The 25712-nt window shown below is 75.0% G+C and carries 19 protein-coding genes; 14 read left to right on the forward strand and 5 right to left on the reverse strand.

All coding sequences use genetic code 11. The annotated features are described in order from the left end of the window. Positions 1 to 27 precede the first annotated feature (27 nt). The 4 genes from ACZ402_RS06130 (at position 28) to ACZ402_RS06145 (ending at position 3945) form a co-directional block, all read left to right on the forward strand. The gene (locus ACZ402_RS06130; RefSeq protein ID WP_375825954.1) at positions 28 to 732 is read left to right on the forward strand and encodes a YceI family protein; all 705 of its coding nucleotides are present in this window, start codon (positions 28 to 30) and stop codon (positions 730 to 732) included. 34 nt (positions 733 to 766) lie between these two features. Next, a complete protein-coding gene (locus ACZ402_RS06135) occupies positions 767 to 1510 on the forward strand; it encodes a metal-dependent transcriptional regulator (RefSeq protein ID WP_375825955.1) in 744 nt (247 codons plus the stop codon). A 120-nt stretch (positions 1511 to 1630) separates the two neighbouring features. Continuing rightward, the gene (locus ACZ402_RS06140) at positions 1631 to 2920 is read left to right on the forward strand and encodes an MFS transporter (RefSeq protein WP_375825956.1); all 1290 of its coding nucleotides are present in this window, start codon (positions 1631 to 1633) and stop codon (positions 2918 to 2920) included. 368 nt (positions 2921 to 3288) lie between these two features. Continuing rightward, a complete protein-coding gene (locus ACZ402_RS06145; RefSeq protein ID WP_375824822.1) occupies positions 3289 to 3945 on the forward strand; it encodes a vitamin K epoxide reductase family protein in 657 nt (218 codons plus the stop codon). Between the two features lie 52 nt (positions 3946 to 3997). Here the strand turns inward: ACZ402_RS06145 and ACZ402_RS06150 are convergent, their stop codons facing one another. Further along, positions 3998 to 4444, reverse strand: a complete 447-nt coding sequence (locus ACZ402_RS06150; RefSeq protein WP_253050354.1) for a YbjQ family protein — start codon at positions 4442 to 4444, stop codon at positions 3998 to 4000. Between the two features lie 67 nt (positions 4445 to 4511). Between ACZ402_RS06150 and leuS the strand changes: the two genes are divergently transcribed. Both leuS and ACZ402_RS06160 read left to right on the forward strand, forming a co-directional pair. Then, positions 4512 to 7511, forward strand: a complete 3000-nt coding sequence (gene leuS / locus ACZ402_RS06155) for a leucine--tRNA ligase (RefSeq protein ID WP_375824821.1) — start codon at positions 4512 to 4514, stop codon at positions 7509 to 7511. Positions 7512 to 7734: 223 nt separating this feature from the next. Continuing rightward, on the forward strand, positions 7735 to 8562 hold the full coding sequence (locus ACZ402_RS06160) for an endonuclease domain-containing protein (protein WP_375824820.1): 828 nt from the start codon (positions 7735 to 7737) through the stop codon (positions 8560 to 8562). A 58-nt stretch (positions 8563 to 8620) separates the two neighbouring features. Here ACZ402_RS06160 and ACZ402_RS06165 read toward each other — a convergent pair whose 3' ends face one another. Continuing rightward, a complete protein-coding gene (locus tag ACZ402_RS06165) occupies positions 8621 to 10600 on the reverse strand; it encodes a helicase HerA-like domain-containing protein (RefSeq protein WP_375824819.1) in 1980 nt (659 codons plus the stop codon). Positions 10601 to 10684: 84 nt separating this feature from the next. Between ACZ402_RS06165 and ACZ402_RS06170 the strand changes: the two genes are divergently transcribed. The 4 genes from ACZ402_RS06170 to holA all read left to right on the forward strand — a co-directional run bounded on the left by ACZ402_RS06170 (position 10685) and on the right by holA (position 16902). Further along, entirely contained in the window at positions 10685 to 11566 is an 882-nt protein-coding gene (locus ACZ402_RS06170; protein ID WP_375824818.1) for a DegV family protein, read from the forward strand. A gap of 168 nt (positions 11567 to 11734) precedes the next feature. Then, positions 11735 to 13006 (forward strand): ComEA family DNA-binding protein, encoded by a 1272-nt coding sequence (locus ACZ402_RS06175; RefSeq protein ID WP_375824817.1) that lies wholly within the window; start codon positions 11735 to 11737, stop codon positions 13004 to 13006. Next, the gene (locus ACZ402_RS06180) at positions 13003 to 15693 is read left to right on the forward strand and encodes a ComEC/Rec2 family competence protein (RefSeq protein WP_375824816.1); all 2691 of its coding nucleotides are present in this window, start codon (positions 13003 to 13005) and stop codon (positions 15691 to 15693) included. Before ACZ402_RS06175 ends, ACZ402_RS06180 begins: the two co-directional genes overlap by 4 nt. Before the next feature lie 198 nt (positions 15694 to 15891). After that, positions 15892 to 16902: a DNA polymerase III subunit delta gene (holA, locus tag ACZ402_RS06185; RefSeq protein ID WP_375824815.1), complete on the forward strand. Its 1011-nt coding sequence runs from the start codon at positions 15892 to 15894 to the stop codon at positions 16900 to 16902. Positions 16903 to 17123: 221 nt separating this feature from the next. Here holA and rpsT read toward each other — a convergent pair whose 3' ends face one another. The 3 genes from rpsT to ACZ402_RS06200 all read right to left on the reverse strand — a co-directional run bounded on the left by rpsT (position 17124) and on the right by ACZ402_RS06200 (position 18915). Then, complete coding sequence (rpsT, locus tag ACZ402_RS06190) at positions 17124 to 17384, reverse strand: 30S ribosomal protein S20 (RefSeq protein ID WP_047232984.1); 261 nt, start codon at positions 17382 to 17384, stop codon at positions 17124 to 17126. A 238-nt stretch (positions 17385 to 17622) separates the two neighbouring features. Beyond that, a complete protein-coding gene (locus tag ACZ402_RS06195) occupies positions 17623 to 18273 on the reverse strand; it encodes a type II toxin-antitoxin system PemK/MazF family toxin (protein ID WP_375824814.1) in 651 nt (216 codons plus the stop codon). 63 nt (positions 18274 to 18336) lie between these two features. After that, complete coding sequence (locus tag ACZ402_RS06200) at positions 18337 to 18915, reverse strand: type 1 glutamine amidotransferase domain-containing protein (protein ID WP_375824813.1); 579 nt, start codon at positions 18913 to 18915, stop codon at positions 18337 to 18339. A 205-nt stretch (positions 18916 to 19120) separates the two neighbouring features. On the opposite strand from ACZ402_RS06200, the gene lepA reads away from it, so the two are divergent. From lepA to ACZ402_RS06220, 4 genes are all read left to right on the forward strand, one after another. Beyond that, on the forward strand, positions 19121 to 21013 hold the full coding sequence (lepA, locus tag ACZ402_RS06205; protein ID WP_375824812.1) for a translation elongation factor 4: 1893 nt from the start codon (positions 19121 to 19123) through the stop codon (positions 21011 to 21013). Next, positions 21010 to 22362 (forward strand): radical SAM family heme chaperone HemW, encoded by a 1353-nt coding sequence (hemW, locus tag ACZ402_RS06210; RefSeq protein WP_375824811.1) that lies wholly within the window; start codon positions 21010 to 21012, stop codon positions 22360 to 22362. Before lepA ends, hemW begins: the two co-directional genes overlap by 4 nt. Beyond that, entirely contained in the window at positions 22359 to 24476 is a 2118-nt protein-coding gene (locus ACZ402_RS06215) for an acyltransferase family protein (protein WP_375824810.1), read from the forward strand. Before hemW ends, ACZ402_RS06215 begins: the two co-directional genes overlap by 4 nt. A gap of 208 nt (positions 24477 to 24684) precedes the next feature. Further along, positions 24685 to 25707 carry a DUF2189 domain-containing protein gene (locus ACZ402_RS06220; RefSeq protein WP_375824809.1) on the forward strand — a complete coding sequence of 341 codons (1023 nt, stop codon included), beginning with the start codon at positions 24685 to 24687 and terminating at the stop codon, positions 25705 to 25707. The last annotated feature ends 5 nt before the right edge of the window (positions 25708 to 25712 follow it).

Raw genomic sequence — 25712 nt, forward strand, 5'->3', positions numbered from 1 at the left:
GCGGCCGGACACGGCAGGATGTGCCGTATGAGCAGGTCCACGCGCTGGATCGTCGTGTCGGTGGTCCTCGCGCTCGTCGTGGTGCTCCTCGCGCCGTTCGTGTACTCGGAGGTGCGCGAGGGCCGCACCCCGCCGCCGCTGGGCCTGCAGTCGCCGGGGGAGGAGACGGCGTCGGCCGCCCCGGTCGTCCCCGGCCCGTTCGACGTGGACGGCGAGTGGGTCGTCGGCGCCGGGTCCGAGGCGGGCTTCCGCGCCGACGTCCTGGACGTCCCGGCGGACGAGGCCGTGCTCCTGGGCGTCACCCCGGACGTCACGGGAGCGTTCCACGTGCGGTCGGGCTCGCTGCAGACCGCGACGGTGACGGTCCAGACGACGACGCTCCGCACCGGGTCCTCCGTGGCGGACCGCCAGCTCCAGCAGGCCCTCGAGACCGACCTCTACCCGACCACGCTGTTCTCGCTCACCTCGCCGCTCGACGTGAGCGAGCTGGCGTCCACGACGGCGCCGGTGCGCCTCGAGGCGTCGGGTGCGCTGACGATCCGCGACGAGACCGAGGCCGTGACGGTGGCGCTCGAGGCCCGCCGGTCGGGCGACGGGGTGCTCGCGACGGGGGCGATCGGCGTGCGCTTCTCCGACTACGGCATCGCGGTGCCGCCCGGCGCCCCCGTCCAGGTGCGGGACGAGGGCACGGTCGAGGTGCGGCTCCAGCTCGTCCGGCCCGCGAGCCCCTGAGGGCCTCGACGGGCCCGTGACCTAGGGTGGTCGGGTGGACCACCCGACCGACCTGACGCCCGTCGCCCAGGACTACCTCAAGGTCGTCTGGGCCGCCCAGGAGTGGTCGGACGAGAAGGTGACGACCAAGCTCCTCGCCGAGCGCATCGGCGTCGGCGCCTCGACGGTGTCGGAGACGGTCCGCCGGCTCAGCGCCCAGGGGCTCCTCGAGCACGCGCCCTACGGGGCGATCACGCTCACCGAGCGCGGGCGCAGCCTCGCGCTCGCCATGGTGCGACGCCACCGCCTCCTCGAGACCTACCTCGTGTCCGAGCTCGGCTACGGCTGGGACGAGGTGCACGACGAGGCCGAGGTGCTCGAGCACGCCGTCTCCGACCTGCTCGTGGAGCGGATCGACGCGCGCCTCGGGCACCCGACGCGCGACCCGCACGGCGACCCGATCCCCGGTGCCGACGGGACCGTCGTCCGCCCGCCCGCCGTCCCGCTCGCCGACCTCGTCGTGGGGGACCGGGGGACCGTGGTGCGGATCTCCGACGCCGACCCGGACGTCCTGCGCTACCTCGCGGAGATCGGTGTCGGCCTCGACACGGGCGTGGAGGTGCGCGAGCGCCGCGAGTACGCGGGCATCCTCTCCGTCGTGTGGTCGCCGCCGGACGGTAACGAAGCGGGCGTCGGTCCCGACGCCGCGTCGGGCGCGCGCCCGACGCCGCCCGCGCAGCTCGGCCTGCGCGCCGCGGACCACGTGTGGGTCGTGCGCGCGGAGCCGGTCCCCGCCTAGACTGGCCGCCTGCCCCTGTTCTCGTCGCCGACGTCGTCGACGATCCTCGAATCGATTCGATCGCCGGTGTTTCGGTCCGAGGTCTCCACCGCCGCCCTGCCACGACGCCCCGAGGACACGATGACCGACAGCACCGCCACGCCCGCGCCCCCCGCGGACGTCCCTCCCACACGCGCCGGACGCCTGCGCGGGGCCGGGCCCGCGCTCCTCGCGCTCGCGATGGGCGGCTTCACCATCGGCACGACCGAGTTCGCGACGATGGGCCTGCTCTCCGACATCGCGACCGACCTCGACGTCTCCATCCCCACGGCGGGCCACGCCATCACCGCCTACGCCGTGGGCGTGGTCGTCGGGGCGCCGCTGCTCACCGTCGTGGCGGCGCGCCTGCCCCGCAAGACGCTGCTCGTCGCGCTCATGGCGTTCTACACGCTCGGCAACCTGTTCTCCGCGACCGCCGGGAGCATCGAGACGCTCGTCGCCGGGCGGTTCCTCGCGGGGCTGCCGCACGGCGCGTTCTTCGGCGTCGGGGCTGCGGTCGGCGCCGCCGTCGCGGGCCCCGGGCGCCGGGGGCGCGCCGTCGCGACCATGATGGCCGGGCTGACCATCGCGAACGTCGTCGGCGTCCCGCTCTCGACGTTCGCGGGGCAGCAGCTCGGCTGGCGCGCCGCGTTCGTCGTGGTCGGCGCGCTCGGTCTCGTCACGCTCGCCGCCCTCTGGTGGCTGATCCCGGCCGGCGCGGGGAACGAGGACTCGAGCGTGCGCCGCGAGCTCGGCGCCCTGCGCAACGGTCCGCTCTGGCTCGGGTTCGTCGGGGCCGCGGTCGGGTTCGGCGGCATGTTCGCCGTCTACTCCTACGTCGAGCCGACCATCACGCGCGTCACCGGCCTCTCGTCCGCCGCGGTACCGCTCGTGCTCGCGATCTTCGGCGTCGGCATGACCGTCGGCACCGTCCTCGGCGGCCGGCTCGCCGACCGTTCCGTCATGCGCACCGTCTACCTCGGGTTCGTCTCCACGGGCGTGACGCTCGCGCTGTTCGCCCTCACGGGCCGCCACCCCGTCCCCGCCGTGCTGTCGCTCTTCCTGCTCGGCGTCACCTCCCAGGTCCTCGGTCTCGCGCTGCAGACGCGCCTCATGGACCTGTCGCCCGCCGCGCCGTCGCTCGGCGCGGCCCTGTGCCACTCGGCGCTCAACGTCGGCAACGCCAACGGCGCGTTCCTCGGCGGCCTCGTCATCGCCGCCGGCTGGGGCTACCTCGCCCCGGCCTGGACCGGCGTCGTGCTCACGGCCGCCGGCCTGGGGATCATCCTCCTCGTCGGCCGCCGCCCCGCCGACGTCGTCGGCGTCGCCGGCGCCACCCCGCCCGACGACGCCCGCTCGCCTGCGACGGAGCCGGTCAGCCTACCGAGGTAGAGCCCAGGTCCGCCGAGGTAGAGCCCTGGTCGGCCGAGGTAGAGCCCTGGTCGTGGTGAGCACCGACCCGGGTGAGTCGACACCGGGTCGGGGTGGGTGGTGGTGCCGCGTCGTGGTCGGGCCCGGCGGGAGCGACGCGAGGAACGAGCGGCGCGGATGGTAGACGCGGCACCACCACCCACCCCGACCACCCAGGGTGACCACACGCCGTCGGGAAACGCGACCACGCCTCTACCTCGATCGACCACGCCTTACCTCGGCGGACTCCCAGCCGGGACCCAGCGGCGCGCGGTAGGTTGTGCCCGGCGCGCACCGCCGTGCGCCCCGTCACGTCCGGCGCGAGCCGGTGACCCACGAGGAGCGTCCCCGTGAGCAAGAGCGCCACCGCCGGTGCGAGCGTGTCCGCCGACCACGACGACGAGCTGCAGCCGTCGTCCGGTCCCCGTCCGATCAGCGTGCGCGCGATGGGCTGGTTGCTCGTCGTGGCCGGCGCGATCGGTCTGGCGGGCTCGGCGGCGCTGGCCGTCGAGAAGTTCCTCAAGCTCGCGGACCCGAACCACGTGCCGTCGTGCAGCCTCAACGCGCTGCTCGACTGCGGCGACGCGATGGACTCGTGGCAGGGCGCGCTCCTCGGGTTCCCGAACCCGCTGCTGGGCATCGCGGCCTTCCCCGTCGTCATCACGACGGGTGTCGTGCTGCTCGCCGGGGCGCGGCTCCCGCGCTGGTACTGGCTGGCCCTCCTCGGCGGCACGACCGTCGGCATGGGCCTGATCGTCTTCCTCGTCTGGACGACGATGTACGCGATCTCGGCGATGTGCCCCTACTGCATGGTCGTGTGGTTCGCCATGCTGCCGCTCTTCTGGTACCAGGTGGTCCACGCCGTCCAGGAGGGGTACCTTCCCGCGGGCGACGGCGTGCGTCGCACGCTCGTGGGCAACCGGCACCTGTTCCTGGCGATCGGCTACGTCGCGCTCGTCGCGTGGATCCTGCTGGTCAAGGGCCCCATCATCATGACGCTGTTCTGACGGACGCCGCCGCCGGGCGAGGGCTCGGCGACGCGCGTCCGTGCGGGCGGCGTCAGCGCCAGGCCGGCTGGTCCGGCGCGGCGTCCTGCGGGTATCCGTGACCGCCCGGCTGCGGGGGAGCAGACGGCGCACCTTGGGCCTGGTGGGCGGACTGCGCCGTCGCGCCGGGCTGGCCCGCCGGGATCGGCGTGACGACGACGGCGGTGCCGTACGCGCACACCTCCGAGAACGACGCCGCGATCTCGCCCGTGTCGAAGCGCATCCCGACGACGGCGTTCCCGCCGCGGCGCTGCGCCTCCTGGACCATGCGGTGCATGACCTCCTGGCGGGACTCGTAGACGAGCTTCGTGTACTCCGTCACCTCGCCGCCGCCGATCGAGCGGAACGACGCGACGAAGTTCGCGCCGATGTTCGCGCTGCGCACGGTCATGCCCATCACCTCGCCGAGCACCGCGTCGATGCGGTAGCCGGGCACCTCGTTGGTCGTCACGATGATCACGGCGCACATCCTCGCACGGGCCGGACGGCCGCCGTCGTGCCTCCCGTCGGCCGGTAAACTCGGCCGGGTGACCACGCCTGACACCGCCTCGATCCCGCACGCCTCGGACGCCCCCGCCGCGGGCGGCCCCGCACACCGCTACACGCCGGCGCTCGCGGAGCAGATCGAGCTCAAGTGGCAGGAGCTCTGGGAGCAGCGCGGCACCTTCTGGGCCGCCAACCCCACGGGCGAGCTCACGGACGGCGACGGCCAGGGCCCCGAGGGCGCGAGCCCGTACTTCATCATGGACATGTTCCCGTACCCGTCGGGCGCGGGCCTGCACGTGGGGCACCCCCTCGGGTACATCGCGACGGACGTCGTCGGGCGCTTCCGGCGCATGCGCGGCGAGAACGTGCTGCACGCGCTCGGCTACGACGCTTTCGGCCTGCCGGCCGAGCAGTACGCCGTGCAGACGGGGCAGCACCCGCGCGTGACGACCGAGGCGAACATCGCGAACATGCGTCGTCAGCTGCGTCGCCTCGGCCTGGCGCACGACTCGCGCCGCACGTTCGCGACGATCGACCCCGACTACGTGCGCTGGACGCAGTGGATCTTCCTGCAGATCTTCGACTCCTGGTACGACGCGGACGCGCTGCGCCCCGACGGCGGCCGTGGCCGTGCCCGACGCATCGCGGAGCTCGAGGCCGAGCTCGCCTCCGGTGCTCGCTCGGTGCCGGGCGGGGTGGACGGTGTCGAGGAGGGCGCGGACTGGGCGACGCTCACGCCGACCCAGCGCCGCGCCGTCGTCGACTCCCAGCGCCTCGCGTACGTGGACGAGTCGCCGGTGAACTGGGCCCCGGGCCTGGGCACCGTCCTCGCGAACGAGGAGGTCACGGCCGACGGCCGCTCCGAGCGCGGCAACTTCCCGGTGTTCCAGCGCAGCCTGCGCCAGTGGAAGATGCGCATCACGGCGTACGCCGACCGCCTCGCCGACGATCTCGACCTCATCGACTGGCCGGAGAAGGTCACGGCGATGCAGCGCAACTGGATCGGGCGCAGCGAGGGCGCGCTGGTGCGGTTCGCCGTGCTCGGCACGCCCGACGGCGCGAACGACGCCGCGGCGGAGTCCGGTGGCGAGATCGAGGTCTTCACGACCCGCCCGGACACGCTGTTCGGCGCCACGTTCATGGTCGTCTCGCCCGAGCACCCGCTGCTCGACGAGGTCCCGGCACACTGGCCCGACGGCACGTCGAGCGCGTGGACCGGCGGGCACCGCTCGCCGGTCGAGGCGGTCGCCGCCTACCGTCGGGAGGCGGCCGCGAAGACGGCGGTCGAGCGCCAGGCCGACGCGGGCAAGAAGACGGGCGTGTTCACCGGGCACCTCGCGGTGAACCCGGTGAACGGGCAGACGATCCCGGTCTTCACCGCCGACTACGTCCTCATGGGCTACGGCACGGGCGCGATCATGGCGGTCCCCGGCGGCGACGAGCGCGACTTCGCGTTCGCCGAGGCGTTCGGGCTGCCGGTCGTGCGCACGGTCGAGCCCGAGGGCGGGCTGCCGGAGGACTTCACCGGCCCGTACACGGGTGACGGCGTCGCCGTCGGGTCGTCGAACGACGAGGTGTCGCTCGACGGGCTCGACGTGGCGGAGGCCAAGCGTCGCATCACCGAGTGGCTGGTCGGCAAGGGCCTCGGCGAGGGGACCACGACGTACCGCCTGCGCGACTGGCTGTTCAGTCGCCAGCGCTACTGGGGCGAGCCGTTCCCGATCGTCTGGGACGAGAACGACCAGCCCGTCGCGATCCCCGACGCGCTGCTGCCCGTCGACCTGCCGGACGTCCCGGACTACGCGCCCCGCACCTTCGACGCGGACGACGCCGACTCGTCGCCCGAGGCGCCGCTGGGCCGCAACGACGAGTGGGTCAACGTCACGCTCGACCTCGGCGACGGGCCCAAGCGGTACCGCCGCGACACGAACACCATGCCCAACTGGGCGGGGTCGTGCTGGTACTACCTGCGCTACCTCGACCCGCGGTGGGACGGCGGCGCGGAGGACGTCGTGGTCGACGCGAGCCTCGAGCGGTACTGGATGGGCCCGGAGCACAACCCGAGCGCGGGCCGCGCCGGGGGAGTGGACCTGTACGTCGGCGGCGTCGAGCACGCTGTGCTGCACCTGCTCTACGCGCGCTTCTGGCACAAGGTCCTCTACGACCTGGGCCACGTGACGAGCGTCGAGCCGTTCCACAAGCTCTTCAACCAGGGCTACGTCCAGGCGTACGCGTTCACCGACGCGCGCGGCCAGTACGTGCCGGCCGCCGAGGTCACGGAGGAGCCCGCGTCCGACGGCTCGGGCGAGGTCGTGTACCGCTGGAACGGCGAGGTCGTGCAGCGCGAGTACGGCAAGATGGGCAAGTCCCTCAAGAACGTCGTCACGCCCGACGAGATGTACGCCGAGTACGGCGCCGACACGTTCCGCGTCTACGAGATGTCGATGGGTCCGCTCGACCTGTCGCGCCCGTGGGAGACGCGCGCCGTCGTCGGGTCGCAGCGGTTCCTGCAGCGGCTGTGGCGCAACGTCGTCTCGGAGGAGACCGGCGAGCTGACGGTCGTCGACGAGCCGGCCGACGCCGCGACCCTGCGGGCGGTGCACCGCGCCATCGCCGACGTGCGCGTCGAGATGGAGCACATGCGCCCCAACACGGCGATCGCGAAGCTCATCACGCTCAACAACCACCTCACGTCGCTCGACCGCGTGCCGCGCGAGGCCGTCGAGCCGCTCGTGCTCATGACCGCTCCCGTCGCGCCGCACATCGCCGAGGAGTTGTGGGAGCGCCTGGGCCACGACCGCTCGCTCGCGCACGAACCCTTCCCGACGGCGGACGAGCGCTACCTCGTCGAGGACACCGTGACGTGCGTCGTCCAGGTGAAGGGCAAGGTGCGCGCGCGCCTGGAGGTGCCGCCGTCGATCACGGAGGAGGACCTCACCGCCGCCGCGCTCTCGGAGCCGAACGTCGTGCGAGCGATCGACGGCGCCGAGGTCCGCAAGGTCATCGTCCGCGCCCCGAAGCTGGTCAACATCGTCGTCTGACCCCCAACCCGGTTGTGGGCATGAGATGGGCTCGGTTTCGACTCCGAAACCGGGCCCATTTCATGCCCACAACCGAGGGGTTGTCCACAGATCGTCAGCGAGGGCTGGTGGGGGGTGCACCGGCCCCGCGAGCCTGGCGCACATGACGAACAGATCGCCCGCCGGTGTGCCGTTTCGTGTTCGGGATCGGCAGGAGACGCCGTCGCGCCGACGATTCCGATCAGTGAAGCTGGTCTCGCCTCACCACGGCGTACGGGCCCCGGCCGGTCGGGACGACATCGTCGAGCGGTGCCGTGCCGCAGCGCTGATCCTCGGCCCCGGCGTCGCGTTCGGGCACGTCACCGCGCTCCGTCTGCTCGGCGTGGAGGTTCCGTGGCGGCTCGCGGACGACGACCGCGTGCACGTCGTGTCCCCAGGGCGAGCCGCCCGTCCGCAGCGAGGGGACGTCGTCGCGCACCATGCCACGGGGAACGGTCTGCGCACGACGAACCTCGACGGGCTTCTCACGACGACGGCCCCGCAGACCTGGGTCCACCTCGCCCGCGTCCTGCGCCGCGACGAGCTCGTGGTCCTCGCTGACGCGATGACGCGGCGCCAGGAGCCCGTGACCGACGTCGGCTCCCTGCGCGAGATCGCCCGGACGACGCGCAAGGCGAAGGGGATCGTCGCGTGCCGGGAGGCGCTCGACTTCGTCAGGCCAGGGACGGACTCCACGATGGAGAGCCGGACCCGGCTCCTCCTGGTCCAGTCGGGGCTTCCGTGCCCGGAGGTGAACCGCCCGGTGCACGACGACGTCGGGCGGTTCGTCGCGCTGCCCGACCTGTCCTATCCACGGCTCCGCATCGCCATCGAGTACGACGGCGACGTCCACCGCACCGACCGGGCCACCTGGCGCCGCGACATCCGACGCAAGCAGGCGTTGGAGGCTCTCGGCTGGCGTGTGCTCGTCGTGACGGCGGACGACGTCCTGCGCTTCCCCGACGACCTCGTCGCCCGGGTGGCGGAGGCCCGCCGCCAGGCCCTGACCGCCGGGAGACGCTTGCGGGCATGAAATGGGCCGGGTTTCGGGGTCGACATCGAGCCCATTTCACGCCCACAACACGTGGGGGTCAGCGGCGGCGGGTGCCGAAGATGGTGCGGGTGAGCTCGCGGCCGAGCTGGGTGCCGGCGGAGCGGAGGAACGAGTCGAGCGGGCTCGACGACCGCGACCGGGACGACCCGCCCGACCCCGAGCGACTCTTCGCCGCGTCGCGCTCGAGCTTCGCGCGCATCTTCTCCAGCTCGGCCTGCTCCTTCTTGGCCGCGCGCTCGGCCTCCTTGGCGGCTTCCTTCGCCGCCTTCTCCTGCGCTGCGGCCTCGACCTCCGCCGCCTCGGCGGCGGCGCGGGCCGCGGCCTGCTCCTGCACCCGGACCTGCAGCAGCTCGAACGCGGACTCGTTGTCGACCGCCGTGCCGTAGCGCGCGAACCCGGGCGACGCGGCCACGACGCCTTCGAGCACGGTGGCGGGTGCCGGCTCCATCGACGACTGCGGCGCCCGCACGCGGGTCCACGCGACGGGGGTCGGCGCGCCCTTCTCCGTGAGCACCGTGACGACGGCCTCGCCCGTGCCGAGCGACTGCAGCAGGCGTTCGAGGTCGTAGGGGGACGTCGGGTAGGTGCGCACGGCCGCGCGGAGGGCCGCGGCGTCGTCGGGCGTGAAGGCGCGCAGCGCGTGCTGGACGCGGTTGCCGAGCTGGGCGAGCACGTCGGCGGGGACGTCCTTGGGGCTCTGCGTCACGAAGAACACGCCGACGCCCTTCGACCGCACGAGCCGGACGGTCTGCACCACTTGCTGGAGGAACTCCTTCGACGCGCCCGTGAACAGCAGGTGCGCCTCGTCGAAGAAGAAGACGAGCTTCGGCTTCTCCGCGTCCCCGACCTCGGGCAGCTCCTGGAACAGGTCGGCCAGCAGCCACATGAGGAACGTCGAGAACAGCGCGGGGCGGTCCTGCACCGCGGGCAGCTCGAGCGCGGAGATGACGCCGCGGCCGTCGGGGGCGGTGCGCAGCAGGTCGGACGTCGCGAACGCGGGCTCGCCGAAGAACACGTCCGCCCCCTGCGCCTGCAGGGCGACGATCTCGCGGAGGATGACGCCCGCCGTCGCGCTCGACACCCCGCCGATGCCCTTGAGCTCCGCCTTGCCCTCGTCCGACGTGAGGTAGGCGATCGTCGACTGCAGGTCCTTGAGGTCGAGCAGCGCGAGCCCCTGGGAGTCGGCCCAGTGGAAGATCAGCCCGAGGCTCGACTCCTGCGTCTCGTTGAGCCCGAGGACCTTGGACAGCAGCAGCGGGCCGAAGTCCGTGACGGTCGTGCGGATCGGTACACCGGTCCCGAGCCCGCCGAGCGAGTAGAACTCGACGGGGAAGGTCGTCGGGTCCCAGTCCTGCCCGATCGACGCGGAGCGCTCCACGATCTTCTCGTTCGACTCGCCGGGCACGGCGAGCCCGGACAGGTCGCCCTTGACGTCCGCGAGGAACACGGGCACGCCCGCGGCGGACAGCCCCTCGGCCATGCCTTGCAGCGTCTTCGTCTTGCCGGTCCCGGTCGCGCCCGCGACGAGCCCGTGCCGGTTGAGCATGCTGAGCGCGAACCCCACCTGCACGTCGGCGCGCGGCGTCGGCTCGGTGCCCGGCTCGCCCTCGAGGAGCGCGCCGAGCGCGAGCGTGCCGCCCCGGTACGCGTAGCCGGCCGCCACCTCGGCCGCGTAGCCCTCGAGCGGTCCGGTGCCCGACGGCGCAGCCTCCTCGGCAGGCGCGTCCGCCCCCGCGCTCGGTCCGGTGCCCGACGACGCGGCCCCCTCGCGGGGGCCGCTCGCCTCGGGGCTGTCGGCAGGGTCCGTGGCGTCGGCGGAAGCGCCGGTCGCCGGCGCGCCGGAGCTCTCGGGAGCCGCGGCCTCGGGAGCCGTGCCTGCCTGCGCGGCCGCCTCCGCGGCCTCGAGGGCCGCCTGCGCGGCGGCGGCCCTGGCCTCGGCGGCCTCGGCGGCGGCCTGCGCGGCGGCCGCGCGCAGGGCGGCGAGCTCGGTCGGGGACTGTGCGGCGTCGTCGGCCATGCTCGGATCGTAGGGGCGGCACCGCGGGGGCGCAGCCGGGCCGGGATGCGCGACGGCCCGCGCGCGCCGTAAGGTGGCGCGGCCATGACCGACCACCGCGTGCACGTCGTCACCGACTCGACGGCGTCCCTCCCGCCCGTCCCCGACGAGCGGCTCCGCTCAGTCCCGCTGCACGTGATCGTCGACGACGAGTCCTCGCTCGAGGGGGTGGGCCTCACCGCCGAGGACGTGGCGGCGCACCTCCAGGCCGGTCGCCGGGTCACGACCTCGCAGCCGACGCCGCGCGCCTTCGCCGAGGCGTACGCCGCGGCCGCCGCCGCGGGGGCGCGCGAGATCGTCTCCGTCCACCTCTCGGGCGAGCTCTCGGGCACGGTGCACGCGGCCGCGCTCGCCGCGGCGGACGCGCCGGTCCCGGTGCGGGTCGTGGACTCCCGGACCGTCGCGATGGGGCTGGGCTTCGCGGCGCAGGCCGCCGCCCGGGCCGCGGCGGCAGGGGAGAGCACGGACGTCGTCGCGCGGCGCGCCATCGAGGTCGCCGACGCGAGCCGCGCCGTGTTCCTCGTCGACTCCCTCGACCACCTCCGCCGCGGCGGCCGCCTCAGCGCGGCGTCCGCGGCGCTGGGGACGGTGCTCGGCGTACGGCCGCTGCTGGCCGTGCGGGACGGGAAGATCGAGGTGGTGCAGAAGGTCCGGACCAAGGCCGCGGCGGTCGAGCGGCTGACGACGGTCGCCGTGGAGTCCGCGGCGCGTCGGACACGGCCCGCGCTCGCGGTCCACCACGTCGGGGACGAGCCCGGCGCCCACCGGCTCGCGTCCGAGCTGACCTCCCGCACGGGCCTGGACGTCGTGGTGACCCCGGTGAGCGCGGTGCTGGGCGCTCACGTCGGACCGGGCGTGCTGGCGGTCGTCGTCGCGGAGCTCGCGGACCGCGGCTCGGGCGTCGAGGGCCGCTCGACCGCGCGCTGAGACCCGGGCGTCGCGGACGGCTCGACACGCGCCGAGAATCGTCGGTCCTCCGTACGCGGCGAGGTCGTGCCCGTCGTGGCCGTGCACAGGGCCGTCGACGGAGCGTCCCGTCCCCAGGAGCCTTCGACGAGCGGGATCCTCCCGACCGACGCTCCGTACGGTCGCGGCGTGAGCACCCCACGACCCGAGCCGCGTCAGCACGCCCGTCCCGGTCGCGACCCCGCCCGAGAGGGTGCGGTCGTCCGACAGCGCCTGCGCGCGGTGACCGGGACCGCGCGACCCGCGCTCGCCTGGCACCCGGCGACCGCGACGCTCCCGCAGGTCGGGCCGCCCGACGACCCCGACGTCGGTCCGTGGCCGGGCGGTATCGGGACGCCGGCGCTCGGGCCCGCGGACGACGGCGCGGGACCCGCGCTCGGCGGAGAGGCTCCCGGTCGCCGGGGAATACCGGCCGCGCCAGACGGCGCGGAGCGCCACCGACGCGGTCGGGCGCGGAGTTCGGGCGACCAGGGGGGCGGTTGGCTCCCGCCGCGTCCGGACGTGGACGAGGGCCGGCGTACCGACCTCGCGGGAGAACCCGGGACGGGGGACGGCGAGCCCGCCGCCCTCGGGGGCGCGGACGCCGAGGCGGTCGACCGCCTGCGGTCCAGGGCCGCCCAGACCGCGTCGACGGCGTACACGGCGGCGTACGGGCACCCCACGTCGCACGCGGGGTTCGCCGGGCTCGGCGAGGAGGGGCGCCGCCGGTGGGCGCTGCGGCCCCGGGTGGCGGTCGCGGCGCTCGTCGTCGTGCTCCTCCTCGCGGCCGGGGTCGTGCTGCTCCGGTCCCCGTCCGACGGTGTCACCCCGGTCGCGCCGCTCGACGCGGCGCCCACCGGTGGCGCGGCGACGGGCGCGGACGCCGGACCCGCGACCTCGTCGGACACCGACGAGACGGCCGGCGGTGCGGCCGCGGAGGCAGCCGACGCGGGTGGCGGGGGAGCGGGCACCGGGGCCGAGGGCGCGTCGGGCGGGGTGGTCGTGCACGTCGTGGGCCAGGTCGTCACGCCGGGCCTCGTGACCGTCGCCGCCGACGCACGGGTCGCCGACGCGCTCGACGCGGCGGGCGGGGCGACGGCCGAGGCCGACCTCGCGGCACTGAACCTCGCGCGGACGGTGACCGACGGCGAGCAGATCGTCGTCCCGCGCCCCGGTGAGGCGGTGCCCGAGGCGGCGTCGGCACCACCTGCGGCGGGGACCGCCGCGGACGGCACGGTCGACCTCAACACGGCCGACGCCGCGGCGCTCGACGCGCTGCCCGGGATCGGGCCCGTGCTCGCCGAGCGCATCGTCGCGTGGCGGGAGGAGAACGGTCCGTTCACGACGGTCGACGAGCTCGGCGAGGTGAGCGGGATCGGGCCCGCCGTCCTCGCGGACGTGCGCGACCTCGTCCGGGTGTGACCGACCTGCGGCTCGTCCCGGCGGCGCTCGCGGCCTGGGGGACGGCGTTCCTCGCGGTCGGCACGACGCCGACGGCAGCCCTGCGCGGCGCGTCGCTCGCCGTCGTGCTGCTGGGCGTCGCGCTCGGGGTGCTGCTGCCCGGAGGACGACGTGGCCGCCGCGGGACGCCGACGGCTCCGCGGACCGCCACCTCACCGGGCGTCGCGCGCACGCCGTCGGGGCCGGGAGACCGACGACGTCCGGGGAGCCCCAGGCGGCCCGCCCGGTCGGGTCGGGCCAGGAACGTGCTGGCGCAGGGCGCACTGGTGGTCGCGTGCGTGGCGGCGGTGCTCCTGTCCGCAGGGGCGCAGCTCGCCGATCGGCAGGCGCTCGCCGACCTGGCCGGCCAGGGCGCGACGGCGAGGGTCACCGCGGTCGTGCGCTCCGCCGTCGTGCCGCGGACGAACCCGTGGTCGGGCGCCACCGACCGTCACGAGGTGCGCGTCTCCCTGCGCGAGCTCACCGCGCGCGGCGTGACGACCGCAGCGGCGGGCACCGTCGTCGTGACGGGACCCGGCGACGGCTGGGACGACCTCGCGTACGGGGCGTCCGTCGTGGTGACGGGCCGGCTCGCCGTCCAGGGCGACCGGACGATGCTCCGGACCGAGGGGCCGCCGCGCGTCGTCGAGCCGCCGGGCGCGTTCCTGCGTGGCGTGCACGCCATGCGGCGGGGGCTCCTCGACGCGACGGACGGGCTGAGCCCGCAGGCGCGGGGCCTCGTCCCGGGCGTGGCGGTCGGCGACATCTCGCGGCTCGAACCCGCCCTGGACGAGGCGATGCGCACGACGTCGCTCACGCACGTCACGGCCGTGTCCGGCGGGCACTTCGCGATCGTCGTCGCCTGCGTGGCCGGCCTGTGCGTCCTCGCCCGCGCGCCCCGCGGGGTGCGCGTGGTCGTCACGGGTGCGGCCATGGTCGGCTTCGTCGTGCTCGTCCACCCGGAGCCCAGCGTGCTGCGGGCCGCGGCGATGGGCGCCGTCGGGGTGCTCGGCATCGCGCTCGGCAGGCCGTCGCGCGCCGTCGCCGCGCTCGCGGCGGGCGTCGTCGTGCTGCTCGTCCTCGATCCCGGGCTCGCCCGCTCGTACGGGTTCGTCCTCTCGGTCGCGGCGACGGCCGGGCTCGCGCTCCTCACGACGCCGCTCGCCCGCCGGATGGCGCCGTGGTGCGGGCGGGCCGCCGCGCACGTCGTCGCGGTTCCCGTCGCCGCCCAGGCCGCGTGCGCCCCGGTGCTCGTCCTGCTCGACCCGAGCGTGAGCACGTGGTCCGTCCCCGCCAACCTGCTCGCGGCCCCGGCTCTCGGTCCCGCGACCGTCCTGGGAGTCCTCGCCACCCTCGTCGCGCCGTGGTGGCCGGGCGCGGCGACCGCGCTCGCGTGGGCCGCCGGGCTCTTCACGGGGTGGATCGCGGGCGTCGCCGCGGCGTTCGCAGGCCTGCCCGGCGCGCGGCTGCCGTGGCCCGGAGGCGTCGGCGGGCTGGTCCTGCTCGCGCTCGGGACCGTCGTGCTGCGAGCCGTCGTGCTGCGGTGGCGCGCGCTGCACGAGGCCGGGGAGCGTCGTGCCGTCCGGCGCGCGTCGTCGCCACCCCTGCGCGACCGCGTCGCGCGGGCGGCCCGCGTCGCCCGACGGCGGGTGTCGGCCGAGCGCGGACGTCCGGCGTGGCCGGTCGCGGCGCCGAGACGCCCTCGCCGGAGCCCGGGTCAGGTCCTCGCGGGCGGGGTCGCCGGCGTGGTCCTGGTGGTGCTCGTCGTCGCGCTCGTGCGCCCGCTCGTCGTGACAGCCGGACCGGTGCCGCCGGACTGGGCCGCGGTCGCCTGCGACGTCGGGCAGGGCGACGCCCTCGTGCTGCGATCCGGGCCCCGGTCGGCGGTCGTCGTCGACGTGGGGCCACCGGGGACCGCGGCGGGCGGGTGCCTCGACCGGCTGGGCGTCGACCGGGTCGACCTGCTCGTCCTCAGCCACTTCCACGCCGACCACGTGGGCGGTCTCGACGCCGTCCTCCGCGGCCGGACGGTCGAGCGCGCCCTCGTGACCGCCACGACGGATCCCCCGGAGCAGGCCGAGCGGGCGCTCGCCGCGCTCACGGAGGCGGACGTGCCGGTCCAGGTGGCGACGGCGGGGACCGTCGGCAGCGCGGGTGGTGACGGCACCGCCGCCGGCGTCGGGTGGGAGGTGCTCCAGGCCGGGGTGGGCGGCGGACCGTCGGACGCCGGACCAGGACCGGGCACGTCGTCGGCGGCGTCCCGTGCCCCCTCTCGAGGCGGAGCCGCCACGGAGTCCGACGGCGGCGCGAACGACGCGAGCGTGGCGCTCCTCCTGCACGTGGCGGGGATGGACGTCGTCGCCCTCGGCGACCTGGAGGACGCCGGCCAGGCAGCCCTCGCGCGGACCCTCGCGCAGCGCGGCTCCGGGCCGGTCGACGTCGTCAAGGTCGCGCACCACGGCTCGGCGACGCAGTCCGACCGCCTCGCCGGGCTGCTCTCCCCGACGGTCGCGCTCGTCAGCTCGGGGGAGAACACCTACGGGCACCCGACCGACAGAGCCCTCGACCTCTACCGGGGCGTCGGCGCGACGGTGCTGCGGACCGACACCTGCGGCACGTTCGCACTCGTCGTGCGCGACGGCGTCCTCGCCGCCGCGGGCTGCGGCTGAACGGCGCGGGCTTCCCCGCCCTGGAAGCCTGCGGCCGGGACCGTGGTGGACGGTCCCCGGAGCCCGGAGCCCGGAGCCCGGAGCCCGGAGCCCGGAGCCCACAGCCCACAGCCCGCGAGGCCGGGGACGGCGAGCCCGGGGCGTCCGGACACGCGGCGGCGTTCTCGCGCGGTGGGTGGCTCGTGGGAGGCTGGTGCCATGCCCGCGCCGACCCGCACCGCCCGCCCGTCCGCCGGCCCGTCGCTCGCGTGGGACGACGTCCGGCTCGCGCCGGTCGTGCTGGTGCAGGGCCCCGAGTCCCTCCTCGCCGAGCGGGCCGTGGACGCGATCGTCGGGCTCGCGCGCGAGCGCGACCCCGAGGTCGAGAAGGTCACGATGGAGGGCGCCACGTACCAGGCGGGGATGCTCACCGTCGCGGCGAGCCCGTCGTTGTTCGGCGAGGCGAAGGTCGTCGTGGTCGAGGGCGCGGAGGCGGCGACGGACGCGCTCGTCGCCGACGTCGTGGACTACGTCCCGACCGCCGACCCGGAGACGACCGTCGTCGTCGTGCACGGGGGCGGGGTGCGCGGCAAGCGCATGCTCGACGCGATCAAGGCGAGCGGAGCGCCCGTCGTCGCGGTCGAGGCGATCAAGAAGGACTCCGACAAGACCGCGTTCGTCACCGCCGAGTTCCGCCGCGCCCGCCGACGCATCGACGCGTCGGGGGTGCGCGCCCTCGTCGAGGCGGTCGGCAACGACCTCCGCGAGCTCGCCGCGGCCTGCAGCCAGCTCGTCACGGACACGGACGGCACCGTGAGCGAGGCCGTCGTGGACCGGTACTACGGAGGGCGGGTCGAGGCGACCGGGTTCCGCGTCGCCGACGCCGCCGTCGCCGGGAACGCGGGAGAGGCCGTCGCGCTCCTGCGCCACGCGCTCGCGACCGGCGCCGACCCGGTGCCGCTCGTCGCGGCGCTCGCGATGAAGCTCCGTGCGCTCGCGAAGGTCGGCGCGATGCGCGGCCGCGGGGGGATCACGGCGAAGGACCTCGGTCTCGCCCCCTGGCAGGTCGACCGGGCGCGCCGCGAGCTCGCGGGCTGGACACCGGAGGGGCTCGCCACGGCGATCAGCGCCGTCGCCCAGGCCGACGCGGAGGTCAAGGGCGCCGGGCGTGACCCGGTGTTCGCCGTCGAGCGTGCGGTCCTCACCATCGCCCGCGCCCACGGTCGCTGAGCGCGCCCTCCGTCGAGGTCTTCAGCGGCGGTCCACGGCTCTCTGTCGCCGGTCCACGGCTCTACCGCGCCGGACCACGGCTCTACTTCGTCGGACTCCGGTGTTCTTCCGTTGCACGCACGGAGGGGCGCCGACCCGTGCGGGTCGGCGCCCCTCCGTGGGAAGCCTGTGCGGCCGTCGTGACGTTCAGCGTGTCACGCGGACGCGGGCGAACCGTGCGCTCAGAGAGCGTTGACGGCCTTCGCGATGGCCGACTTGCGGTTCGCGGCCTGGTTCGCGTGGATGACGCCCTTCGAGACCGCCTTGTCGAGCTTGCGCGAAGCAGCCTGGAGCGCGGTGCTCGCCGCGTCCTTGTCGCCCGCGGCGACGGCCTCGCGCACGCGGCGCACGTACGTCTTGAGCTCGGACTTGACCGCCTTGTTGCGCAGGCGAGCCTTCTCGTTCGTACGGATGCGCTTGATCTGGGACTTGATGTTTGCCACGTGTGGACTCTCTGGTTCTGTTCGCCGGAGCGAGCGGATAGGTCGTAGAGGGCGGCTCCAGCTCCGGGACTGGGGTGGGGAACCCGTGGAGAGGTGCTGGGGCTGTGCCCGCCGACCTGGGCGGACACGCGACCAACGAGACTACCAGTGACACTGGTGAGAATACCAATCGCAGTGGACGGATTGCCCACCGGTGCTGGTCGCGCAACGAGGCGCCAAGCTCTCGTGGGCCTCCGGCTCAGCGGTGCTGCGAGATGCCCGCCACCACGCGGTCGAAGACGTCGCGGCCGACGACGGCGCCCTCGCGCCGGACGGCGGCCGGGTCGACGCGGAGCACGCGGTCGAGCCGGACCTCGCTGTCGCGGCCCTTCGCGTCCCACGGGCCGGACCCGATGTCGAGCCAGTAGCGGCCCCAGCGCGCCTCGTCGCCGGCGTCGCGCGAGTGGTCCTTGCTCGTGAGCATGACGCCGAGCAGCCACGCGCCGTCCGACCCGACGAGCAGGACCGGCCGGTCCTTGCCCTGTGTGTGGTCCTCCTCGAAGGGCACCCAGGTCCAGACGATCTCGCCGGGGTCCGGGTCGCCGTCGAGCCGTGGCGCGTACTGCGCGCGCACCCGGCCCTCGTAGTCGCCGGGGTACGTGCTGGCCCGGCTGCCGCTCGCCGCGGGCCGGGCCGGGGCTCCGGTCCGCGCAGGGCCGGGCCGCGCCGGGGGAGCCGGCCGCGGGCCGGGGTGCGGGGAGGGCGTCCGGCTCGCGGGCCTCCGCTCCCTCATGGGCGCGCGCGTCGCCGCGGTGCCCGTGCCCGAGCCGCCCTGCGACGAGCGCGTGAGCCCGGAGACGACGGCGCGTGCCGCGTCGGTGAGTAGTCCCAGCCATCGGTTGCGTGCCACGCGCGCACCCTACCGGCCGGGCGGCGCGCGGCGAGGGTGAACGCCGTCGCGCCCCGGGGGGGCTCAGCCGGCGAGGACGGCGTCCACCTCGCGCAGGAAGGCGTCGAGGTCGCCGGGGTTGCGCGACGTGACGAGCGTGTAGCCCTCGTCGTCCCGCACGACCGACCGGTCGACCCAGGCCCCGCCCGCGTTGAGCACGTCGGTCTCGAGCGAGGGGTAGCTCGTGAGGGTCTTGCCCTCGACCGCCGCGGCCTCGACGAGCGCCCAGGGGCCGTGGCAGATCGCCGCGACGGGCTTGCCCGCGGTCGTGAACGCGCGGACGAGGCTCACGGCGTCGTCCTGCAGGCGCAGCGCGTCCGCGTTGATCGTGCCTCCGGGCACGAGCAGCAGGTCGTACTCGGCAGGGTCGGCGTCGGCGTGCGTGAGCGTCGGCGTGACGGTGCGGCCGGGGTCCTTGTCGTCCACCAGGGTCTGCACGTCGTCCGCGGACACCGCGGCGACGTCGACCTCCACCCCCTCGCCGCGCAGGTGCTCGAGCGGCACGACGAGCTCGTCCTGCTCGACGCCGTAGTTCGTCACGATCGCCAGCACGCGACGGCCGCGGTGACGGCCGGAGGTCCGGTGCGCGGTGTCCTGGGCCATGAGCGCTCCTCTCGTCACCGGTCGGCCCGGTGCGGCCGGCCGGTCCTCCACGCTAGGTCGGCTCGCGCCGCCCCGCAGGGCGGGCGGGTGCCCGACGCCGGACGTGGGACAATGGAGGCTCCCGCCCGCCCGAGAGCGACCGTCGGCGCGCCCGCCCCCGAGCGCGCGGCCCGACCCGCACGCCACTCCCAGGAGCGCACCCGCGTTGTCCCCGATCCCCAGCGCCCAGCTGAGCACCCGCATCCAGCCCGCGGCCACGCCGCCCGAGCTGATCCGGAACTTCTGCATCATCGCGCACATCGACCACGGCAAGTCGACCCTGGCCGACCGCATGCTGCAGCTCACCGGTGTCGTCGAGCCGCGTGCCATGCGCGCCCAGTACCTCGACCGCATGGACATCGAGCGCGAGCGCGGCATCACGATCAAGTCGCAGGCCGTCCGCATGCCGTGGGCGGTCGTCGAGGACGGGGTCGAGACCCCGCACGCGCTGAACATGATCGACACCCCGGGCCACGTCGACTTCACGTACGAGGTCTCGCGGTCGCTCGCCGCGTGCGAGGGCGCGGTGCTGCTCGTCGACGCGGCGCAGGGCATCGAGGCGCAGACCCTCGCGAACCTGTACCTCGCGATGGAGAACGAGCTCGAGATCATCCCGGTGCTCAACAAGATCGACCTGCCGGCGGCGCAGCCCGAGAAGTACGCGGAGGAGCTCGCGAACCTCGTGGGCGGCGACCCGGACGACGTGCTCAAGGTCTCCGGCAAGACGGGCGCGGGCGTCGAGGTGCTGCTCGACCGCATCGTCGAGCGCGTGCCGGCGCCGGTCGGCGACGCCGACGCCCCCGCGCGCGCCATGATCTTCGACTCGGTGTACGACACCTACCGCGGCGTCGTGACGTACGTGCGCGTCGTCGACGGCAACCTCAACCCGCGCGAGCGCATCGTCATGATGTCGACGCGCGCGACGCACGAGCTGCTCGAGATCGGCGTCATCTCGCCCGAGCCGATCGTCACGAAGGGCCTGGGCGTCGGCGAGGTCGGCTACCTCATCACGGGAGTGAAGGACGTGCGCCAGTCCAAGGTCGGCGACACGGTGACGAACGCGGCCAAGCCCGCCGCCGACGCGCTCGGCGGCTACTCGGACCCGAAGCCCATGGTCTTCTCGGGCCTGTACCCGATCGACGGGACCGACTACCCGGTGCTGCGCGACGCGCTCGACAAGCTCAAGCTCAACGACGCCGCGCTCAACTACGAGCCCGAGACGTCGGTCGCGCTCGGCTTCGGCTTCCGCGTCGGGTTCCTCGGCCTGCTGCACCTGGAGATCGTGCGCGAGCGCCTGGAGCGCGAGTTCGACCTCGACCTCATCTCGACCGCGCCGAACGTCGTCTACGACGTGACGCTCGAGGACGGGACGCTCGTCAACGTGACGAACCCGTCGGAGTTCCCGGGCGGCAAGATCAAGCAGGTGAGCGAGCCCGTCGTGCGCGCGACGATCCTCGCGCCGAGCGAGTTCGTCGGCACCGTCATGGGCCTGTGCAACGACCGCCGCGGCCAGATGCTCGGCATGGACTACCTGTCCGAGGACCGCGTGGAGCTGCGCTTCACCCTGCCGCTCGCCGAGATCGTGTTCGACTTCTTCGACCAGCTCAAGTCACGCACGCGCGGCTACGCGTCGCTCGACTACGAGCCCTCGGGCGACCAGGTCGCCGACCTCGTCAAGGTCGACATCCTGCTCCAGGGCGAGCAGGTGGACGCGTTCAGCGCGATCGTGCACAAGGACAAGGCGTACGACTACGGCGTCATGATGACGGCGAAGCTCAAGGAGATCATCCCGCGCCAGCAGTTCGAGGTGCCGATCCAGGCGGCGGTCGGCGCGCGCGTCATCGCGCGCGAGACCGTGCGCGCGATGCGCAAGGACGTCCTCGCCAAGTGCTACGGCGGCGACATCAGCCGCAAGCGCAAGCTGCTCGAGAAGCAGAAGGAGGGCAAGAAGCGCATGAAGAACATCGGGTCCGTCGAGGTCCCGAAGGACGCCTTCATCGCCGCGCTCTCCTCCGACGCCGCGGGCGGCAAGGACGCCAAGGACAAGTCCAAGAAGTGAGCCCGGCCCTGCCCGACGGCGAGCCGGTCCCGCCCGACGGCTCGCTCCCCGCGTGGGTCGCGGCGGGCGGGCCGTCCCCGGAGGGCCGCGACCCGTCGGGCCCGACGGCGCGGCGCGGGTTCGGCGTGTACCTGCACGTCCCGTTCTGCTCGGTGCGGTGCGGGTACTGCGACTTCAACACGTACACGGCGTCCGAGCTCGGCGGGGGCGCGAGCCAGGCGTCGTACGCGAGCACGGCGCTCCTCGAGATCGACCTCGCGGCGCGCGTCCTGCGCGACGCCGGGCTGCCGGAGCGGCCGGTGTCGACCGTCTTCGTCGGCGGCGGCACGCCCACGCTCCTGCCCGCCGGGGACCTCGCACGCCTGCTCCGCGGGGTGCGCGACGCGTGGGGACTGGCACCGGGCGCGGAGGTCACGACCGAGGCCAACCCGGACTCGGTGACGCCGGAGTCGCTCGCGGAGCTCGCGGACGCCGGGTTCACGCGCGTCTCGTTCGGCATGCAGTCGGCGGTCCCGCACGTCCTCGCGACCCTCGAGCGCACGCACGACCCGCGCCGCATCCCCGACGTCGTGCGCTGGACGCGCGACGCGGGCCTGCAGGTCTCGCTCGATCTCATCTACGGCACGCCGGGGGAGAGCCTCGACGACTGGAGGGCGAGCCTCGACGCGGCCCTCGCGACCGGCGTCGACCACGTGTCGGCCTATGCCCTCGTCGTCGAGCAGGGCACCAAGATGGCCGCCCAGGTGCGGCGCGGCGAGGTCGCGCTGCCGAGCGAGGACGACCAGGCGACGAAGTACGAGCTCGCCGACGAGCTCCTCACCGCCGCCGGGCTCACCTGGTACGAGGTGAGCAACTGGGCCCGCACCGACGGCGACCGCTGCCGCCACAACCTCGCGTACTGGCGGGGCGACGACTGGTGGGGGATCGGTCCTGGCGCGCACTCGTACGTCGCGGCGCCGTCGGCCGTCCCCGTGCACGCGACGGCCCAGCCCGCGCCCGTGACCGACGACACGGGCGCGTCGGTCCAGGAGCCGCGGGTCGGCGTGCGATGGTGGAACGTGAAGCACCCGCGCCGGTACGCGGCGCTGCTCGAGGCGGGCACGAGCCCCGCGGCGGGGCGCGAGCTCCTCACGCGGGACGAGGGACGGCTCGAGCAGGCCATGCTCGGCGTGCGGCTGCACGAGGGTCTCGACCTCGCGGTCCTGTCCCCGGCCGGACGGCGCGCCGTCGCCGGGCTCGTCGCGAACGGGCTGCTCGACGGCCGCGCGGCGGTCGCCGGGCGTGCGGTGCTCACCCTGCGGGGGCGGTTGCTGGCGGACACGGTGGTACGGGAGATCACGGACGAGTGACGACGACCTACGAGGCACCTCGACCCGGGACGACCCCTGCGGGGGTCGGTCGCCCGACGCTCGAGGAGCCTCGCGTCGTCGGGCACGTGCGCGCGCCCGGCGCCGGCCGACGGCCGGGCCGGCCGACCGTGCGCTACCGCCGGATGCCCGGACTGGACGGGCTGCGGGCTCTGGCCGTCGTCGTGGTGGTCGCGTTCCACCTCGCCCCGGCGACGTTCCCCGGCGGGTACGTCGGGGTCGACGTCTTCTTCGTGCTCTCGGGCTTCCTCATCACGACCCTCCTCGTGCGCGAGCACCGCGACCGGCACCACGTGGGGCTGCGCTCCTTCTGGGCGCGACGTGCCCGCCGCCTGCTCCCCGCGCTCGGGCTGGTCGTCGCGGTGTGCACGGCCGCGGCAGCCGTCGTCGGGGGCGACGTCCTCGTCGGCATCGGGCCCCAGCTCCTCGGCGCCGCCACCTTCACGAGCAACTGGGTCGACGTCGCGAGCGGGGCCACCTACTCGGGAGCGCTGCTCCCGCACCTCTTCGGCAACCTGTGGTCGCTCGCGGTCGAGGAGCAGTTCTACCTCCTGTGGCCGCTCGTCGTCGTGCTCCTGTGCGTCGTGCGACCCCTGCACCGCCGGGCGCCGTGGATCGTCGCCGGCCTCGGGCTGGCGTCGGCGGCGCTCATGGCGCTGCTCTACTCGCCCGGCTCCGACCCGACGCGCGTCTACGTCGGCACCGACACCCACCTCTTCGCGCTCATGGCCGGTGCGGCGCTCGCGCTCTGGCACGTGCGCCCGGTCCAGCGGCCCGACGGCGACGCCCGGGCCGGCGCCGACGCGCACGCCCTCCTGCCGGGCGGGCCCCGCGTGCGCACGCCGCGCGGTCGGCTCGCCGTCCTCGTCGCCGGGGCCCTCGGGGCCGCCGTGCTCGTGGTCGCCGTCGTGACGATGCGCTGGGACGGCGCGCTCGCGTACCGCGGCGGCCTGCTCGTGTGCGCGGTCGCCGCGACCGCGGTGCTCAACGCCGTCGTGTGCCTGCCCGGCCTCGGTGCGCAGCTCGACCGCGGCCCGCTCGGCTGGGTCGGACGGCGGTCGTACGGGCTCTACCTGTGGCACTGGCCCGTGCTCGTGCTCGCCGCCGCCGCGCTCGGGACCGTGGTGGGTCCCGTGACCCCGGGCACGGTGCACCCGCTCGTCGTCGTCGTGACGCTCGCCGTGACGGTCGTCGCGGCGGCGCTGTCCTTCCGGTACGTCGAGCGGCCCGTCCTGCGCCGCGGGCTGCGCGGTGCGGCGCGCGACCTCGCTCGTCGCCTCCAGCCCACGCCGGGCGAGGCGGGGCCGCGCGTCCTGACCCGCCGCGGCTGGGCCCTGGCGGCGTCGTGCGCGCTCGTCGTCGGCCTCTCCGCCGCCGGGGTCGTCAACGCACCCGCCACGACGAGCGTCGAGCAGCAGATCGCGGCGGGGGAGCAGGTCGCGCGGGCGACGCAGGCCGCGCCGGGCGCGGCGACGCCCGCGGCCGGCCCCGAGGCGGCGGCTCCGGCCGACGGCGCCGAGCCGGCCCCGCCCACCGCGAGCCCCGAGGCGGCGCCCGCCGAGGCAGCGCCCGACGAGGCGGCGGTACCGGTCGCGGCACCGACGGGCGACCAGGTGACCGTCGTGGGGGACTCCGTGACGCTCGCGAGCGCGCCCGCGCTCACCGGCGCGCTCCCGGGCGCGTACGTCGACGGCGCGGTCTCGCGCCAGGTCAAGGACGGACCGGCGGCGCTCGCCGCCGCGCGCGACGCGGGCGCGCTGCGGCCCTACGTCGTCCTCTCCCTCGGCACCAACAGCACCGCGAGCGCCGCGGCGATGGACGAGCTGCTCGCGGCGGTCGGGCCCGGCCACCGCGTCGTCCTCGTCACCGGGTACGCCGACCGGCCGTGGGTCCCGGGCACGAACGCCGAGATCGTCGCCGCCGCGGGCCGGCACCCCGGCGTGGTCGTCGCGGACTGGTCGGCCGCGGTGGTCGCGGACCCGTCCGTGCTCGGCCCGGACGGCGTGCACCCCACGGACGCGGGAGCGACGACGTACACGACGGTCGTCGTCGACGGCCTGGCCCGTGCGGCGGCGCTGGGCGCCGCGACGAGCTGACCCCTCCACGGCCGCCGTGCCGCGTCCCGCCCGGGACACCGGGTGACTTCTGCCGCGCGGCCGGTCCGCCCGGCGTTTCCTCTCGCGCCGTCGTCGGAATCCCGACAGGCTGTATCACGACCGCGAAATGTGCGATCGACACACGACGTCCACATCCTGTCGCGTGGCGGCAGCACCGTCGCGGCCCGTCGACCGACCGAGGAGACCCATGAGCGAGAGCACCGCCGGCGGCCCGCCGCGCGACGAGAACGAGGCGCAGCTTCCGTCGGACGCCCCGGCGCCCGAGAACCCGTACGCGGCGGCCGAGCCACCGGTCCCGCCCCAGGAGCCCGTCGCGCAGGAGCCGCCCGCCCCGCAGGCGCCCCCCGCACCGGCGCAGCCCGCGTCACCGTCCCCGGCCTCGCCCTCCGGCGCTCCGGCGGCGGGTGCGTACCCGCCCCCGGCGGGACCGCCGCCCGGGCAGCCGTACGGCCAGCAGCAGCCCGGGCAGCCGCCCTACGGCGCGCAGCCCGGCTACCCGCCGTCGGCCGGGCCGTACGGGCAGCCGGGGTACCCGGGTCAGCCGATCCAGGTCCAGGACGCGTTCTCCTACGGCTGGAACAAGTTCACGCAGAACGCCGGGGTCATCCTCGGCGGCGTCCTCACGTACGTCGTGGTGCTCGCCGGTCTGTCGGTCGCGTTCTGGGCGCTCCTCGTCGGGACGGCGACGACGACGATCGACCCGCAGACGGGCGAGATCAGCACGGCGGGCGGGTTCGCGTTCGGGTTCGGGACGTTCCTGTTCGTCGCGGTCCTCGTCGTGCTCGGGTTCCTCGTCCAGGCCGCGGTGGTCAACGTGTCGCTGCTGGTCACCCGAGGGAAGACGCTCGAGTACGCGGACTTCTTCCGGTACCCGAACCTCGGCACCGTGATCCTCGTGGCGCTGCTGATCGGTCTCGCGACGGGCGTGCTCGCGATCACGATCGTGGGACCGATCGTGTTCGTGTTCTTCGCCCAGTTCACGCTGTTCTACGTCATCGACAAGAAGCTCGGCGTCCTCGACGCGTTCAAGGCGAGCTTCACCGTCGTGAGCAGGAACCTCGGCACGGTCGTGCTGCTGTTCCTGGGCGTGTACCTGGCCGAGCTCGTCGGGACGCTCCTGTGCTACGTCGGCCTGCTCGTGGCGCTGCCCGTCGCCCAGATCGCGACGGCGTACGTGTACCGCCGCCTCAACGCCGAGCAGCCCGTCTGAGCCGG

The organism is Cellulosimicrobium sp. NPDC030954 (assembly GCF_055571305.1).

What these genes read in the sequence shown, in the direction of transcription:
- ACZ402_RS06200 (WP_375824813.1), bottom strand. Translation starts at nt 18,915, where the DNA reads ATGGCCCAGGACACCGCGCACCGGACCTCCGGCCGTCACCGCGGCCGT.
- ACZ402_RS06140 (WP_375825956.1), top strand. Translation starts at nt 1,631, where the DNA reads ATGACCGACAGCACCGCCACGCCCGCGCCCCCCGCGGACGTCCCTCCC.
- ACZ402_RS06165 (WP_375824819.1), bottom strand. Translation starts at nt 10,600, where the DNA reads ATGGCCGACGACGCCGCACAGTCCCCGACCGAGCTCGCCGCCCTGCGC.
- ACZ402_RS06220 (WP_375824809.1), top strand. Translation starts at nt 24,685, where the DNA reads ATGAGCGAGAGCACCGCCGGCGGCCCGCCGCGCGACGAGAACGAGGCG.
- ACZ402_RS06130 (WP_375825954.1), top strand. Translation starts at nt 28, where the DNA reads ATGAGCAGGTCCACGCGCTGGATCGTCGTGTCGGTGGTCCTCGCGCTC.
- holA (WP_375824815.1), top strand. Translation starts at nt 15,892, where the DNA reads ATGCCCGCGCCGACCCGCACCGCCCGCCCGTCCGCCGGCCCGTCGCTC.
- ACZ402_RS06170 (WP_375824818.1), top strand. Translation starts at nt 10,685, where the DNA reads ATGACCGACCACCGCGTGCACGTCGTCACCGACTCGACGGCGTCCCTC.